This is a genomic window from Parvimonas sp. D9, from assembly GCF_035282565.1.
Lineage (GTDB): Bacteria > Bacillota > Clostridia > Tissierellales > Peptoniphilaceae > Parvimonas > Parvimonas micra.
In genome coordinates, this window is the sequence record NZ_JAYKBM010000006.1 from 15381 (window position 1) to 32176 (window position 16796).

The following is a 16796-nucleotide window of genomic DNA, read 5'->3' on the forward strand; positions in this document are numbered from 1 at the left end:
GAAAATCACATGAAAATTATTAATATTGGAGTTTTAGCTCATGTTGATGCAGGAAAAACTACCTTAACAGAAAGCTTATTATATAACAGTGGAGCGATTACAGAATTAGGAAGCGTGGACAAAGGTACAACGAGGACGGATAATACGCTTTTAGAACGTCAGAGAGGAATTACAATTCAGACAGGAATAACCTCTTTTCAGTGGGAAAATACGAAGGTGAACATCATAGACACGCCAGGACATATGGATTTCTTAGCAGAAGTATATCGTTCATTATCAGTTTTAGATGGGGCAATTCTACTGATTTCTGCAAAAGATGGCGTACAAGCACAAACTCGTATATTATTTCATGCACTTAGGAAAATGGGGATTCCCACAATCTTTTTTATCAATAAGATTGACCAAAATGGAATTGATTTATCAACGGTTTATCAGGATATTAAAGAGAAACTTTCTGCCGAAATTGTAATCAAACAGAAGGTAGAACTGTATCCTAATATGTGTGTGACGAACTTTACCGAATCTGAACAATGGGATACGGTAATAGAGGGAAACGATGACCTTTTAGAGAAATATATGTCCGGTAAATCATTAGAAGCATTGGAACTCGAACAAGAGGAAAGCATAAGATTTCAGAATTGTTCTCTGTTCCCTCTTTATCATGGAAGTGCAAAAAGTAATATAGGGATTGATAACCTTATAGAAGTTATTACTAATAAATTTTATTCATCAACACATCGAGGTCCGTCTGAACTTTGCGGAAATGTTTTCAAAATTGAATATACAAAAAAAAGACAACGTCTTGCATATATACGCCTTTATAGTGGAGTACTACATTTACGAGATTCGGTTAGAGTATCAGAAAAAGAAAAAATAAAAGTTACAGAAATGTATACTTCAATAAATGGTGAATTATGTAAGATTGATAGAGCTTATTCTGGAGAAATTGTTATTTTGCAAAATGAGTTTTTGAAGTTAAATAGTGTTCTTGGAGATACAAAACTATTGCCACAGAGAAAAAAGATTGAAAATCCGCACCCTCTACTACAAACAACTGTTGAACCGAGTAAACCTGAACAGAGAGAAATGTTGCTTGATGCCCTTTTGGAAATCTCAGATAGTGATCCGCTTCTACGATATTACGTGGATTCTACGACACATGAAATTATACTTTCTTTCTTAGGGAAAGTACAAATGGAAGTGATTAGTGCACTGTTGCAAGAAAAGTATCATGTGGAGATAGAACTAAAAGAGCCTACAGTCATTTATATGGAGAGACCGTTAAAAAATGCAGAATATACCATTCACATCGAAGTGCCGCCAAATCCTTTCTGGGCTTCCATTGGTTTATCTGTATCACCGCTTCCGTTGGGAAGTGGAATGCAGTATGAGAGCTCGGTTTCTCTTGGATACTTAAATCAATCATTTCAAAATGCAGTTATGGAAGGGATACGCTATGGTTGCGAACAAGGATTATATGGTTGGAATGTGACGGACTGTAAAATCTGTTTTAAGTATGGCTTATACTATAGCCCTGTTAGTACCCCAGCAGATTTTCGGATGCTTGCTCCTATTGTATTGGAACAAGTCTTAAAAAAAGCTGGAACAGAATTGTTAGAGCCATATCTTAGTTTTAAAATTTATGCGCCACAGGAATATCTTTCACGAGCATACAACGATGCTCCTAAATATTGTGCGAACATCGTAGACACTCAATTGAAAAATAATGAGGTCATTCTTAGTGGAGAAATCCCTGCTCGGTGTATTCAAGAATATCGTAGTGATTTAACTTTCTTTACAAATGGACGTAGTGTTTGTTTAACAGAGTTAAAAGGGTACCATGTTACTACCGGTGAACCTGTTTGCCAGCCCCGTCGTCCAAATAGTCGGATAGATAAAGTACGATATATGTTCAATAAAATAACTTAGTGTATTTTATGTTGTTATATAAATATGGTTTCTTGTTAAATAAGATGAAATATTTTTTAATAAAGATTTGAATTAAAGTGTAAAGGAGGAGATAGTTATTATAAACTACAAGTGGATATTGTGTCCTGTATGTGGAAATAAAACACGATTAAAGATAAGGGAAGATACTGAATTAAAAAAATTCCCCCTCTATTGTCCGAAATGCAGACAAGAAAATTTAATTGAAATAAAGCAGTTCAAAGTAACTGTGATTACAGAGCCAGACGCAAAGACGCAGAGCCGATAAAATGAGATTAATACAATCTCATTTTATCGGCTCTTTCCGTTATGTATGGATTCTTTTAATTAGTCTTCGATGTTTCTTGCTTCGTTGATACCGCTGGCTAAAGATTCCATTAAGGATAGTTCTTTGTCTGTAAAGCTATCCATGTATTTCTCTATCTGTAATCGTCGGGTGCTTTTTACCAAGTTATTAGCAGGTAAGAAAAATTCATCAACGGAAACATGAAGTAACGATACAAGGTCATAAAGAACTTGTATGCTGGGGTGTTGCCCTTTATTTTCAATATTAGTTAAGTACCGTGGGTCAATTTCAATCAATGCTCCCACTTGTTCACGAGTTAAACCTCGTTTCAATCGAGCTTCTTTAATGGCTAAACCAAAGGCTCTAAAATCATATTTATCTTCTTTTTTACGCATAGTAGACCACCTCTATACATTTTATTGTTCCTACTGAATTAAAAACAGGTATAGAAAAACGTGTTATATGGTTTATAGGTTTATATTTAATAAAAAGCACTACTAAACGCCAATAAAAAAAACCGTTATATGGTAGTGCTATTTACGCTGTTAAAATATTGTATATTACTTCCAAATGGCGGTTTGTTGGAGGTCAACGTCGCCATGAAGTACATCATATACAATAAATTTCCTTACATTGGGTTCTTGTCAAAAAAAGTCGTCTATCTGCAATAGATAAGTACGTCCACCAATGTGGTTTTATAAATCATATAGATAGAATAACAGAAGCATGTAAACAGAGAAATAAATCTGTTTATATGCTTTTTTGGCTATTCAGAACTTTTTTACAAAGTTTATTTATCAGTAATGCAACAAATCCCCCTTTCACATTGGGACTAAGAGTGAAAGGAGATAAACGAGCAAGGCTCACTTCCTTTCCTAGACAGAAAGGGGGTGAGAAACATGAAACCATCTTCTTTTCAGACCACAATAGAAAATCAGTTTGACTATATCTGTAAACGTGCTATGGAAGACGAGCGAAAGAATTATATGCTTTATCTTTCAAGGATTGCAAAGCGTGAGGTGTCCTTTTCGGATGTTGGCGATTATCTTGTTAGCCAGTTTGCGACAACAGATAACTATTCAACTGACTTTCAGATTTTTACACTCAATGGGTTATCAGTAGGCGTTGAAAATGATTTGTTGAGTGAAGCATTACGTGAGTTGCCAGACAAGAAACGTGAAATTCTACTGCTGTTTTACTTTATGGACATGAGCGATTCAGAAATTGCAGACCTGTTGAAATTGAACCGTTCTACTGTCTATCGGCATAGAACCAGTGGACTAGCCTTAATTAAAAAGTTTATGGAGGAATTTGAAGAATGAAAACACAATATCCTATGATTCCCTTTCCTCTCATTGTAAAGGCAACAGATGGCGATACCGAAGCGATTAACCAGATTCTACATCATTACAGAGGGTACATAACGAAGCGTTCCCTACGACTTATGAAAGATGAATATGGCAATCAAAGTATGGTCGTTGATGAAGTCTTACGTGGAAGAATGGAAACCAGACTGATTACAAAGATTTTGTCATTTGAAATTAAGTAATATCCTCTCTCCTTTCGTGGAAGCGTGCTAAACCATTCCACGCTTCCCGAACAGGGAGGTTTGTTATTCCACCAAAGCATATTGAGCTTTCAATGTGTTTTGATAGGCTAACGAGCCATTGTTCTTTGAAAACTGAATAAAAGTAATCGAATACGTTTCGATAAGAAAAGAGCCAACGGAACTAACCGCCATGACCTATCTTATAAAGATAGCGAGCGATTCATGTTAGTGATCCGAGAAGCAATCTTTAGCAGGATTGCCTGCAACGACATTCTTATCGTGATAATGATACTCCCATACAGTCAATAGTCCGAGCGTGATAAAACCGTCGCAGGCAATGAGTATGGCTACATGAGAACCATGCAGGGGTGGAACTCCCGTGAGCTTTGCTAAAGCTGTTCGATTGCTGGTAAAACAACTTTTATGAAATCCAAATGAGTGATTTGGAAAGGAGGATTTTATGAAGCAGACTGACATTCCTATTTGGGAACGTTATACCCTAACCATTGAAGAAGCGTCAAAATATTTTCGTATTGGCGAAAACAAGCTACGACGCTTGGCAGAGGAAAATAAAAATGCAAATTGGCTGATTATGAATGGCAATCGTATTCAGATTAAACGAAAACAATTTGAAAAAATTATAGATACATTGGACGCAATCTAGCGTCGCCAAAGGGTCTTGTATATGATAAAATAGTATTAAGTCGTATCAAGGCTCTTTCCATAAAGGAAAGGAGCAAATGCCATGTCAGAAAAAAGACGTGACAATAAAGGTCGAATCTTAAAGACTGGAGAGAGCCAACGAAAAGACGGAAGATACTTATACAAATATATAGATTCATTTGGAGAACCGCAATTTGTTTACTCGTGGAAACTTGTGGCTACAGACCGAGTACCAGCAGGAAAGCGTGATTGTATCTCACTTAGAGAGAAAATCGCAGAGTTACAGAAAGACATTCATGATGGTATTGATGTTGTAGGAAAGAAAATGACACTCTGCCAGCTTTACGCAAAACAGAACGCTCAAAGACCAAAGGTTAGAAAAAACACTGAAACTGGACGCAAATATCTTATGGATATTTTGAAGAAAGACAAGTTAGGTGTAAGAAGTATTGACAGTATTAAGCCATCAGACGCTAAAGAATGGGCTATTAGAATGAGTGAAAATGGTTATGCTTATCAAACCATCAATAACTACAAACGTTCTTTAAAGGCTTCATTCTATATTGCTATACAAGATGATTGTGTTCGGAAGAATCCATTTGACTTTCAACTGAAAGCAGTTCTTGATGATGATACTGTCCCTAAGACCGTACTAACAGAAGAACAGGAAGAAAAACTGTTAGCCTTTGCAAAAGCTGATAAAACCTACAGCAAAAATTATGATGAAATTCTGATACTCTTAAAAACAGGTCTTCGTATTTCAGAGTTTGGTGGTTTGACACTTCCAGATTTAGATTTTGAGAATCGTCTTGTCAATATAGACCATCAGCTATTGAGAGATACTGAAATTGGGTACTACATTGAAACACCAAAGACCAAAAGTGGCGAACGTCAAGTTCCTATGGTTGAAGAAGCCTATCAAGCATTTAAGCGAGTGTTAGCGAATCGAAAGAATGATAAGCGTGTTGAGATTGATGGATATAGTGATTTCCTCTTTCTTAATAGAAAGAACTATCCAAAAGTGGCAAGTGATTACAACGGCATGATGAAAGGTCTTGTTAAGAAATACAATAAGTATAACGAGGATAAATTGCCACACATCACTCCACATAGTTTGCGACATACATTCTGTACCAACTATGCAAATGCAGGAATGAATCCAAAGGCATTACAGTACATTATGGGACATGCTAATATAGCCATGACGCTGAACTATTACGCACATGCAACATTCGATTCTGCAATGGCAGAAATGAAACGCTTGAATAAAGAGAAGCAACAGGAGCGTCTTGTTGCTTAGTAGTACAAATGAATTTACTACTTATTTACCACTTCTGACAGCTAAGACATGAGGAAATATGCAAAGAAACGTGAAGTATCTTCCTACAGTAAAAATACTCGAAAGCACATAGAATAAGGCTTTACGAGCATTTAAGAAAATATAAAAAGATAATTAGAAATTTATACTTTGTTTATTTTTAAACAACAAGGTTCCCGGGAACCCAACTGATGCAAAGCATCGTGGAAGGGTGGGGTTCTTATTGACTTTTTGTATTATCTGTATTATAATATATAATACAAGGAGATGAGAGAAATGTTTTTTATTGATACTTTGTCGGAAGTTCCAATTTACACTCAGATTTGCAATGGAATTATCAAAGAAATTGCAGAGGGAAATTTAAAAAATGGAGATGAATTACCTTCTGTTAGACAACTTGCAAAAGATTTTGGAATAAATCCTATGACTGTGAATAAGGCTTATGGAATTTTAAAAAGTGAAAATGTAATAGAGATTGACAGACGTGTAGGCTCGATTGTATATGTTAGATGCACGGAAAAAAATATTGAAAACATAAAAGAGAATTTACAAAATTTAATTAATGAAGTTAAAATGAGAAATCTTGGAAAAGAGTTCTTACTAGATCTTATAGAAAGGAGTTTTTAATATGGCTTATGATTTAATTTTAATTGGATGTCTATGGATGGTTTTTGCTATAAGTTATTTTTCACAAAAGAAAGGATTTTCTTACAATAATGGAAAAATTTTGCTTACTACAATTCCTATAAATGAGGTAGATAGTGAGGAAGTTCAAGAAATTAGTAAAAAAGGGTTAAAGAGTTTTAAATTGCTTAATTTAGTATTTTTTATACTTTCATTTTCCCTATTATTTACTAATACTGATATAGAAATTATACTCCTTCTTGGAATATTATTTGTTTATTTAATTTCAATTGGGGTGTTATCAAATAAATATATAAAACAAATGAGAAAATTAAAAAAGGAAAAGAAATTTGCAAGTTTTACTAGAAAATATGTAGATTTATCAGTTTCAAAGGAAATAGATAAACAAAAACTTCCTATTTTTGTTTGGTTAATTCCTTTTGTAGTTTTTATTGGGGGATTTTCTATTTTTGGAACTTTTTCTGATATGGAGTTAATTTTGTTTATTTGCTTGTCAACAACTTTAATAGCAATGATATTTATGGGACTTTTCTGGAGAAGGTCTAAAATATCAGTTATAAGCGATAACAAAGAAAAGAATTTATATATAAATAAAATTAAAATTATAAAACTTCAAAATAAAATTTTTACTTTAGTAAATGTATATTCTGTTTTATTTTTAGTTTTAATATATTTACAAAAAATGGATAAATACTCTTTTATTCCTTTTATAGTAAGTATAATACTAATTACATTTTTTATATTTTATATTATATCTACCGTTAATAAAATTGATAAAGAGATAAGCAGTAATATAGAAGATGATAAATTTATTGAAGATCAAGATGAGTACTATGATATTTTTGGATATAAAAATCCTAACGATCCAAGGCTTTTAGTTTCTGATCCGATGAATACAGGTAATACAGTTATTAATCGTGGAAATAAAAAAGGAAAAATTTTATTTGCATTTACAAATGTAATCGTAGCGATTACAATTATATTTTCATTGACGCTAATTTTTGAAGAAGACTGGAAAGTTGAAATTTCAGATACTGTAAAAATTTCAACAATGCTTTATAAAGAAAATATAAAACAAAGCGATATTGAAAATCTTGAATTGCTTGATAAATTTCCTAATAAAAGGGCTGTTAGGATGAATGGTGGTGCTACCAAAGAAAAAGCTTATGGTAATTTCTCTATAGAAGGAGAAGGAAATGTAAGGCTTTATGTTTTCAAAAAAACGGATAAGGTCATAAAGATTAGTAGAAAAAATCAAAAGACAATTTATATTAATATGAGAACTAATGAAGAAACTGAAGATCTTTATGAAAAATTGAAGAATTTTGTGGATAAATAGGAGGAGATTATGGACTTTTTAAGAGAACATTTTTTAATTTTATTGCCTAGTATTATTATAAATATAACATTATTAGTAGTTGCATTAAGACATTGTTTAAAACATCAAAATTATAGATGTGGAAATAGATTGATATGGATTTGTGTGATAATTCTAGTTCAAACTATTGGACCTATTTCATATTTTGTATTTGGAAGTGAAGAATAATGAATATTTTAACTGTAAACAATCTTAAAAAAACTTTTAATGGAAATGACGTAATCAAAGATTTATCTTTTAGTATAAAAGAAAAGCAGATTTTTGGATTTCTAGGAAAAAATGGTGCTGGAAAGACGACTACTATGAAAATTATTTTAGGTTTTTTAAAAGCTGATTTTGGAGATATTTTAGTTTTTGACGAAAAAGTACATTTTGGAAATACGAAAACCAATAGATTTATCGGATATTTGCCTGATGTTCCTGAATTCTATGACTATATGACTTCAAAAGAGTATCTGAATTTATGTGGAGAAATTACAGGACTATCAAAGTCAGAAATTAAAGAAAGAACTGAAGAAATGTTAAATTTAGTTGGCTTAAAAGACGAGAATAAAAGGATTGGAAAATTTTCAAGAGGCATGAAACAACGTCTTGGAATTGCTCAAGCATTATTCAACAAGCCTAAATTACTAATCTGCAATGAACCAACTTCTGCTTTAGATCCAATCGGTAGAAAAGAAATTTTGGATATATTATTAAAGATTAAAGAGCATACGACTGTATTGTTCTCAACTCATATTCTACAAGATGTTGAAAGAGTTTGTGATGAGTTTTTGATATTAAATGAAGGTGTTAATTGTTTAAATGGAAATATATCTGATATTAAAAATATGGGATTAAAAGATAAAATTTCTGTAGAATTCTATAATATTGAAGATAGAGATTTATTTTTAAATAAATTTGAAACTAACAATATTAAAGTAGAATTAAATGATTGCTCTGTGATATTTTCTTCTTTTGAAAATCTTAAGTATATCGAAAATAGAATATTTAGAACAGTTTTAGATAATGATTTGCTTATTGGTAGCTACAATATAATTAAGCCTTCATTAGAAGATTTATTTATAGAGGTGATAAAATGAAAGTATTTATAGCATTGTTAAAGAAAGAATATCTCGAAAGTATTAGAAATAAAAAATTATTTATAATGTCTTTTATATTTTTATTTCTTGGTATTCTAGGTCCTGTTACGGCAAAAATATCTCCTGAAATTTTAAAATCATTTTTAGGAGAAGAGCTAGCTAAAGGACTTCAAGAGCCTACATTTATAGATTCGTGGGCACAGTTTTTTAAAAATGTAACTCAACTTGGCTTTATATTTATAGCTATAATTTTCAGTAATTATATAGTAAATGAGTTTTCTAAAAAAACATTAGTAAATTTAGTTGCAAAGGGATTACCTAGATTTCAGATAGTAATTTCTAAAATGATTTTTGCTTCTTTACTATGGACAGTATCTTTCATTATTTACTGTTTAATCTTTAATATATATACAGTTTATATATTTAAAGAAAATGTTGAGATATTACTTGCAATAAAGGCTTCAATCCCAATTTGGATATTTGGAATATTTTTAATAATCTTGGAATGTTTTGCAGGCTTTGTTTTTAGAAATACTGTTGGAGCTTTATCAACTTTAGTTATAATAGTTGCATTACAATTTTTACTTGGAATGTATGATAAAATAGCTAAGTTTTTACCAATGTTTTTAATCTCGGACAATATTAATTTAATTAAGGGAAGTATGTCATTTATGGATTATAAATACTCAATTACAATTACAATATTACTTACAATTTTGATGATTTTTATATCTATATTTGTATTAAATAGAAAAGAAATTTAAAAATGCATTGTCTATTTGACAATGCATTTTTCTAAATTATTTTAAAAGTTCTAATATATGTTGCTCAATATCTTTCGGCTCTGTTGTTGGAGCAAACCTTGAAACGACATTTCCATTTTTATCTACAAGAAATTTTGTAAAATTCCATTTTATTTTATTTCCCAAAATGCCGGACTTTTTTGACTTCAAAAATTTATATAGCGGGTGAGTGTCTTTTCCATTTACTTCTATTTTTTCAAACATAGGGAAAGTAACACCATAATTCATACTACAAAATGTTTTAATTTCTTGATTAGTTCCGGAATCTTGATTTTTAAATTGATTACAAGGGAATCCTAAAACTACAAAATCCTTATTCTTATATTCGTCATATAACTTTTGTAATCCCTCAAATTGAGGAGTAAAACCGCAACTGCTGGCTGTATTTACTATAAGTAAAACTTTGTTTTTAAATTGTTCCATTGAAACTTCATTTCCGTCAATATCATTTACTTTAAAATCATAAATATTCATTTCTACCTCCAATAATATTGTATAAGATATATTTATTTTAATACCCTTAAAAATATAATAACAAACATAAATTAGCTTGTTTTAATAAGAGAAATTTAATATAAATAAATATTTTTAATAATTTTATAATTATTAAAAGAGAAATATCGAAAAATAAACCACTTTTATAAATTGCTTAAAATAAAAAGTTATTTTGAATGTTTATTAAATGAATTGAATAAAATATTTGACTTTTTTATGCATTTATAGTATAATAATGCTCGTATTTTATAGTAAATGATGAAGAGGACGGAGCTTGTGAATTAACTCAGAGAGATAGTGTCTGGTGCAAACTATTTTATGAAGCAAACTCGTATCAACTTGGAGTTTTTGGTTAATCCCGTTAAAGATTTTTGAGTGATTTAAGATTTTTTATGTCTTAAATAATTTGGGTGGTAACACGGAAAAATTTCGTCCCTAAGATTTTATCTTAGGGATTTTTTTATAGAAAAAATGGAGGTATATATGGCAAAGTTTAGAGAACTTTCAAAAGAGTCCGTTAAGGATAGAGAAATGAAAATATCTGAATATTGGAATGAGATAGATTTGTTGCATGAATCTGTAAATTCAAGAGAGGGACATGATAATTATATATTTTATGATGGTCCTCCTACAGCAAATGCTAAACCCGGTATTCACCATGTTATAAGTCGTACTCTAAAGGATATGACTTGTAGATATAAAACTATGAAAGGGTTTAAAGTAAAGAGAAAAGCAGGTTGGGATACTCATGGACTACCTGTAGAAATTGAAGTTGAAAAGAAATTAGGACTTACAAGTAAAAAAGATATTGAAAATTATGGTGTAGAAAAATTCTGTAAGGAATGTAGAGAATCAGTTTTCTTTTATGAAAGTAAATGGAGAGAAATGTCTGAAAGAATGGCTTTCTTGGCTGATATGAACAATCCTTACATCACTCTTGATAATAATTATATTGAATCAGTTTGGAATCTTTTAGATGAAATTTTTAAAAAAGGTTTAATGTATGAGGGAGCGAAGATTTTACCTTATTGTCCACGTTGTGGAACCGGTCTTGCGTCTCATGAAGTAGCCCAAGGTTATGAAATGATTAAGACTACAACAGTTTATGTAAAGTTCAAGAAGAAAGATGAAGATGCTTATTTTATTGCGTGGACAACAACACCTTGGACTCTACCTTCTAATGTTGCTTTGACTGTTAATCCTAATGTAACCTATGTAAAGGTAAAATATAAAGATGAATTTTTCTATTTAGCTGAAAATCTAGCAACTAAAGTTTTAGGAGAAGATTATGAAGTTGTAGAAAAATTCCTAGGAAAAGATATGGAATATTGGGAATATGAACAACTTATTCCTGAAATTGAAACAAAACAAAAAGCATTTTTTGTAACTCTTGCTGACTATGTAACTGTTGAAGACGGTACAGGTATTGTTCATACTGCTCCGGCTTTTGGGGAAGACGACTATCAAACAGGAAGAAGATACAATCTTCCGTTGATTAATCCTGTTAATGAGGAGGGAAAATTCAGCACTACAATATATGAAGGCAGACCTGTTATGGAATGTGATGCTGATATTATCACATATCTTTTTGAAAATAATAAGGCATTAAAAAAACAAAAGGTTGAACATAATTATCCACATTGTTGGAGATGTCATACACCTTTAATTTATTATTCAAAACCATCTTGGTATATTGAAGTTACTAAATATAAAGATAAATTAATTGAAAATGCAAAGGCTGTAAATTTCTATCCTGATTTTGTTGGGGAAAAGAGATTTGGAAACTGGCTTGAAAACTTAAATGACTGGGCAATCAGCCGTTCAAGATATTGGGGAACTCCTTTCAATGTTTGGAAATGTGATTGTGGTCATTGCACAAGTGTAGGCTCAAGAAAAGAATTGGCTGAAAGAAGTATTGAAGAAATTGACGAAAATATAGAATTACACAGACCATATGTAGATAATGTTCATTTGAAATGTGAAAAATGTGGTGGCACAATGACAAGAGAAAAAGACGTTATTGACGTTTGGTTTGACTCTGGATCGATGCCTTTTGCACAACATCATTATCCTTTTGAAAACAAGGAAAACTTTGGAGAATTATTTCCTGCAGATTTCATTAGTGAAGGAATTGACCAAACTCGTGGATGGTTCTATTCATTACTTGCAATTTCAACATTAATAACTGGAAAATCTCCATATAAAAATGTTTTAGTAAATGATTTAATTTTGGATAAAGATGGCAAGAAGATGAGTAAATCTCGTGGAAATACAATTGATCCGATTGAATTATTTGATAAATACGGTGCGGATGCAGTAAGATTTTATTCACTTTATGTTTCACCACCTTGGGTTCCAACTAGATTTGACGTTGAAGGTTTAAGAGAAATAGAGAGCAAATTCTTCAGATCTTTCAAGAATACTTACAATTTCTTCCAACTATATTCTGGAACTGACGATATAGATCCAAGAGAGTTCTTTGTAGAATACAATAAGAGACCTGAAATAGACAGATGGATATTATCACGTTATAATAATCTTTTGAAGATGTATAACGAAAATATGGATAAATTTGAAGTTACAAAGGTTGTTCGTGCAATTTCAGATTTTGTAATTGAAGATTTATCAAATTGGTATATCAGAAGAAATAGAAGAAGATTTTGGAATACAGAAGTAGATGATGATAAAAAGGCTGTTTATAATACAACTTATGAAATTTTACTTGGAATTTCAAAGATTATTGCGCCTATTACTCCTTTTGTTGCAGAAGAAATGTATCGTAATTTAACTGATAAGAAGAGTGTTCATTTAGATTTCATTCCTGAATGTGATGCAAGTCTAATTGATGAAGCGTTGGAAGAAAAAATGGATATCGTTAGAAATCTTGTAACAATTGGTCGTGCAAGTCGTGAAAAAGTTAAGATTAAGGTTAGACAACCACTTTCTGAAATAGTTGTAGATTTTGCTTTAAAAGAAAAAATCGGTGACTTGGAAGAATTGATTAAGGAAGAACTTAATGTTAAAAAAGTTGTATTCGAAAAAGATTTATCAGCTTTTATGAACTATATGTTAAAACCGGATTTCAAAGTTTGCGGTAAAATTTTAGGAGCAAAAATTAAAGAATTTGGAAAATTCTTAAATGAAATAAATCCAAAAGAATTTTTAGAAAAACTTGAAAAAGGTTCTGTTTTTGTAAACTTAAATGGAGAAGAAACTGAAATCTTAAAAGAATATGTTGATGTAAAAGTTAGTGCAAAAGAAGGCTTTGACGTTACAATGGAAAATAATCTTTTCGTAATTTTAGATACAACTTTAACTGACGAATTACTTGACGAAGGATTTGCAAGAGAAGTAATTTCAAAAATCCAACAAATTAGGAAATCTGCTGATTTTGACGTTCTTGATGAAATTAGAATAAAATGTGCATGTTCAGAAAGATTGAAAAAAGCAGTTGAAAACTACAAAGAATTTATAATGAAAGAAACTTTAGGTGTTGAATTGACTTTTGTTGACAGCTTGGATACAGAAGAAGTTGATTTCAACGGAGAAGTTGGAAAATTATTTGTAGAAAGAGTTTAATGAAAAACATTGAAAAACAACGGGTAAAAATCCGTTGTTTTTTTGTGCAAAAATAGGAAATAGAAAAAGCACAGAAATTCTGTGCTTTAATTTAAATTTTTTATAAGTTTTCTCTAAATAGAGGCATACTCATACATCTTGGACCCCCACGTCCTCTAGATAATTCACCTGAATCAATCTTATGAAGTTTTACTCCTTTTTCTTCAAGTAATTGATTTGTTATAGTATTTCTATCATAAACGATAGCTTCTCTAGGTGCTATAGCTAAAGTATTATATCCATCAGACCATTGTTCTCTATGAGTATCTAAAAGTCCACCTTTTCCTTCGCGGATAAAGTCAATTTTATCAACATGTAGATATTTTTTCAATACAACTTCAATATCAGTTGACTCAGCTTCAACTTTTACTTTTCCATCAACTAATTTTAGTGAATAAATTTCTAATGTCTTTTCAATTTCAGGGTGTAGAGTGAATAAATCTCTATCAACTGAAGTTAAAACAGTATCAAGATGCATAAAAGCTCTGTTGTTTGGAATTACTAAAGCTAGTACAATTTTTACTCCGTTTTCATCAGTAAGAAGTCTTTTTGCAATAGTTTCAATAGCCATTGGTGTTGAACGTTGAGAAACACCGATAGCAACAACATCTTCTGATAAAACTAAAATATCTCCACCTTCAATTGAAGGAATATCTGTTCTATCATACCATTTTTTAATTCCTTTAAATTCTTTATGATGTTCAAATATTTGTTTTCCAAAAAGAGTTTCTCTTCTTCTTGTAACTGACCACATTGTATGAAGACTTACTCCATCTTTAATAAATGAAAAAGGATCTCTTGTAAAATATAGATTTGGAAGCGGTTTTGAAATGAAGAAATCATTTTTTGAAACAAGTTCGCTCAAAGTTGAAGGCTCTCTTAAATCTACTTCATTCTTTCTAACACCTTCCATCATTTTTAAAACTAATTCTTTATTATCTTTGATAGAAAATAAATATTCTTTTAATAATCTTTTTTCATTTTCTACATGTACATCCGCATTGTCCAAAAATTCTTCAATAAAAGCAGTTCTTATACCGTCATCATAAAGACTTTCAGCACACAAATCTTCAAGATAGAACACTTCACAACCATTTTGTCTAAAAATGTTTGCAAACATATCATGTTCTTTTTGTGCATTATCCAAAAAAGGAATTTCATCAAAAAGAAGTTCATCAAGTAAATAAGGTGTTAAGTTTAAAAGTTCTTTATGAGGTCTGTGAAGTAAAACTGATTTTAATTTTCCAATTTCAGAATTTACATTAATTTTCATAGCTCCCTCCTTAAACTTACTAGCTATATTATAACAAATAAAATATTTAAAGACAATACATTTTTATAGATATATTGACAAATACGAAACAAAGTTTTACATAATTCACATTATATTTTTTTGTAAGTTTAAATAATAAATAAAATATATTTTATTTGCAAAAAAATGTAAATTTATCACGTGAAAACAATTAGCAAAGTAAATCTCCTAATACGTCATCTTGACAGAGTTGAGCATAGCGAAACGAAGCGAAGCTGAGTGTAGCGAATCTAGCTCTAACTTAGATTATTTACTTGTAAAGAGAATTAACTAATTCACATCAAGATATTTAGTAAATTAATTTCCATAATACGTCATTTCGACTGAAGTAAATCGGAAGTGAATCTAAGCTTAACTTTGTTTACTTGTAGAGTGAAGTAAATAATTCACGTCAAAAACCAAGCAAAGTAAGGCTCCCAACACGTAATCTCGAGCGAAGTGAAATGAAACGAATCTAGCCCTAACTTTATTTACTTGTAAAAAGAATTAATTAGTTCACGTCAAAAACCAAGCAAAGTAAAGCTCCTAACACGTCATCTCGACCAAAGCAAGTGAAGTGAATCTAGTCCTAACTTTGACTATTTACCTGTAAAGAGAATAAACTAGTTCACGTCAAAATACTTAGCAAAGCAAAGCTCCTAACACGTCATCTCGACCGAAACGAAGCGAAGTTGAGTGTAGTGAATCTAGCCCTAACTTAGATTATTTACTTGTAAATAATCTATAGTAGGTCTGACGCAAAGATTGTCCAAATCTTGATTTGGATACAATCGACTGTGGAGATCTCATACTTTTGCATTAGCAAAAGTAAATGTATCGAAGATACATACAAAAAATCTTTTGGGATTTCTTTCAGAAACACTATTGCTTGTAAAAAAGCTTACGATGTATTTTAAAACTTATTACTCACAAAAAAACTGACTACTATTGCAGTCAGTTGTTAATTCGTGTTTATGATTTTTTTCTTAATAAATTTTTATCTGTATGTTTTTTTTGTTCTTGTAGTTAAAACTAAAAGTGCAACAAATGTAATTCCCATTTGAATTAAATTTGGCAATGTTCTTGAAGCAACATAGTACCAGAATCCTTTACCTCTTGTTACAGAAAGCCAAAAGCTGTCTAAAAAGATTGTAACAACAAAAGAAAGAATACAAATAAGTGCAACTTTTAAAGTTATAGAAAGTTTACTTTCTTTTTCAATGTTTTTTCCAAGTATAAGTCCTGGGAAAAATCCCATTATCATATTTGTAAACATATATCCCGGAAAATACATTCCAGGAGAACCCAAAGTCATGAAATAAATTAATGGGTCAGATGCTCCTCCAATGATTGTTCCAAGTGTGGGTCCTAATAATATACCAGAGAATAGCATTGGTATAAATCTAAGTGTTATTCTTCCACTTCTAGGTGGGAATAAATAAATATTTTGATAAGACAAAATAACTGTTAAAGCTATCATAAGTCCTGCGATAGCTAATTGTGTGGTTGTAAACCTATTTTTTTTCATTTTTCTCCTTTCAAAAATCAATGCCAACAGTGGATGCGAAAACTAACCACGAGAAATCTCTTCGTTTACAAGCAACATCCCATCTTGTAACACTTAATGCAAGTTTCCTACTCTGCCTAAAAAAATAGGCTACTATTGGGTATCACACGAATACAGAATTATTTTATAAGATTTTTATAACAAAGTCAAGATT

Annotated in this window: 17 protein-coding genes and 1 riboswitch; of the genes, 12 read left to right on the forward strand and 5 right to left on the reverse strand. The window is 31.0% G+C overall.

The window, feature by feature from the left end:
* Window positions 1–9 precede the first annotated feature (9 nt).
* Window positions 10–1929: a tetracycline resistance ribosomal protection protein Tet(M) gene (tet(M), locus tag VJI94_RS06345; RefSeq protein WP_000691736.1), complete on the forward strand. Its 1920-nt coding sequence runs from the start codon at window positions 10–12 to the stop codon at window positions 1927–1929.
* 118 nt (window positions 1930–2047) lie between these two features.
* Window positions 2048–2215: a cysteine-rich KTR domain-containing protein gene (locus VJI94_RS06350; protein WP_000336323.1), complete on the forward strand. Its 168-nt coding sequence runs from the start codon at window positions 2048–2050 to the stop codon at window positions 2213–2215.
* Between the two features lie 59 nt (window positions 2216–2274).
* On the opposite strand, the gene VJI94_RS06355 is transcribed toward VJI94_RS06350, so the two are convergent.
* On the reverse strand, window positions 2275–2628 hold the full coding sequence (locus VJI94_RS06355) for a helix-turn-helix transcriptional regulator (protein ID WP_001227347.1): 354 nt from the start codon (window positions 2626–2628) through the stop codon (window positions 2275–2277).
* Between the two features lie 504 nt (window positions 2629–3132).
* Between VJI94_RS06355 and VJI94_RS06360 the strand changes: the two genes are divergently transcribed.
* Window positions 3133–3555 carry a sigma-70 family RNA polymerase sigma factor gene (locus VJI94_RS06360; RefSeq protein ID WP_000804885.1) on the forward strand — a complete coding sequence of 141 codons (423 nt, stop codon included), beginning with the start codon at window positions 3133–3135 and terminating at the stop codon, window positions 3553–3555.
* Window positions 3552–3782 carry a helix-turn-helix domain-containing protein gene (locus tag VJI94_RS06365; RefSeq protein ID WP_000857133.1) on the forward strand — a complete coding sequence of 77 codons (231 nt, stop codon included), beginning with the start codon at window positions 3552–3554 and terminating at the stop codon, window positions 3780–3782. Before VJI94_RS06360 ends, VJI94_RS06365 begins: the two co-directional genes overlap by 4 nt.
* A gap of 225 nt (window positions 3783–4007) precedes the next feature.
* Here VJI94_RS06365 and VJI94_RS06370 read toward each other — a convergent pair whose 3' ends face one another.
* Complete coding sequence (locus VJI94_RS06370) at window positions 4008–4259, reverse strand: hypothetical protein (RefSeq protein WP_324008735.1); 252 nt, start codon at window positions 4257–4259, stop codon at window positions 4008–4010.
* Between VJI94_RS06370 and VJI94_RS06375 the strand changes: the two genes are divergently transcribed.
* The 7 genes from VJI94_RS06375 to VJI94_RS06405 all read left to right on the forward strand — a co-directional run bounded on the left by VJI94_RS06375 (window position 4243) and on the right by VJI94_RS06405 (window position 9632).
* Window positions 4243–4446 (forward strand): excisionase, encoded by a 204-nt coding sequence (locus tag VJI94_RS06375; protein ID WP_000814511.1) that lies wholly within the window; start codon window positions 4243–4245, stop codon window positions 4444–4446. The two genes, VJI94_RS06370 and VJI94_RS06375, sit on opposite strands and share 17 nt — an antisense overlap.
* An 81-nt stretch (window positions 4447–4527) precedes the next feature.
* Window positions 4528–5745, forward strand: coding sequence for a tyrosine-type recombinase/integrase (locus tag VJI94_RS06380; RefSeq protein ID WP_001291561.1), 1218 nt, complete (start codon window positions 4528–4530; stop codon window positions 5743–5745).
* Window positions 5746–6039: 294 nt separating this feature from the next.
* Window positions 6040–6390: a GntR family transcriptional regulator gene (locus VJI94_RS06385; RefSeq protein WP_009354524.1), complete on the forward strand. Its 351-nt coding sequence runs from the start codon at window positions 6040–6042 to the stop codon at window positions 6388–6390.
* A 1-nt stretch (window position 6391) separates the two neighbouring features.
* The gene (locus VJI94_RS06390; protein WP_324008736.1) at window positions 6392–7747 is read left to right on the forward strand and encodes a PH domain-containing protein; all 1356 of its coding nucleotides are present in this window, start codon (window positions 6392–6394) and stop codon (window positions 7745–7747) included.
* Between the two features lie 9 nt (window positions 7748–7756).
* The gene (locus tag VJI94_RS06395) at window positions 7757–7954 is read left to right on the forward strand and encodes a PLDc N-terminal domain-containing protein (protein ID WP_324008737.1); all 198 of its coding nucleotides are present in this window, start codon (window positions 7757–7759) and stop codon (window positions 7952–7954) included.
* Window positions 7954–8868 carry an ABC transporter ATP-binding protein gene (locus VJI94_RS06400; protein ID WP_324008738.1) on the forward strand — a complete coding sequence of 305 codons (915 nt, stop codon included), beginning with the start codon at window positions 7954–7956 and terminating at the stop codon, window positions 8866–8868. Before VJI94_RS06395 ends, VJI94_RS06400 begins: the two co-directional genes overlap by 1 nt.
* On the forward strand, window positions 8865–9632 hold the full coding sequence (locus VJI94_RS06405) for an ABC transporter permease subunit (RefSeq protein ID WP_324008739.1): 768 nt from the start codon (window positions 8865–8867) through the stop codon (window positions 9630–9632). Before VJI94_RS06400 ends, VJI94_RS06405 begins: the two co-directional genes overlap by 4 nt.
* Window positions 9633–9668: 36 nt before the next feature.
* Here VJI94_RS06405 and VJI94_RS06410 read toward each other — a convergent pair whose 3' ends face one another.
* Window positions 9669–10145, reverse strand: a complete 477-nt coding sequence (locus VJI94_RS06410) for a glutathione peroxidase (protein WP_029949226.1) — start codon at window positions 10143–10145, stop codon at window positions 9669–9671.
* Between the two features lie 504 nt (window positions 10146–10649).
* On the opposite strand from VJI94_RS06410, the gene ileS reads away from it, so the two are divergent.
* A complete protein-coding gene (gene ileS, locus VJI94_RS06415; protein ID WP_324008740.1) occupies window positions 10650–13745 on the forward strand; it encodes an isoleucine--tRNA ligase in 3096 nt (1031 codons plus the stop codon).
* A 100-nt stretch (window positions 13746–13845) separates the two neighbouring features.
* Here the strand turns inward: ileS and VJI94_RS06420 are convergent, their stop codons facing one another.
* Together VJI94_RS06420 and VJI94_RS06425 are read right to left on the reverse strand one after the other, a co-directional pair.
* Window positions 13846–15057 carry an arginine deiminase gene (locus tag VJI94_RS06420; protein ID WP_324008741.1) on the reverse strand — a complete coding sequence of 404 codons (1212 nt, stop codon included), beginning with the start codon at window positions 15055–15057 and terminating at the stop codon, window positions 13846–13848.
* A 1015-nt stretch (window positions 15058–16072) separates the two neighbouring features.
* Window positions 16073–16603, reverse strand: a complete 531-nt coding sequence (locus tag VJI94_RS06425; protein ID WP_324008742.1) for a folate family ECF transporter S component — start codon at window positions 16601–16603, stop codon at window positions 16073–16075.
* 25 nt (window positions 16604–16628) lie between these two features.
* A riboswitch (THF riboswitch) is annotated at window positions 16629–16720 on the reverse strand.
* Window positions 16721–16796 lie beyond the last annotated feature (76 nt).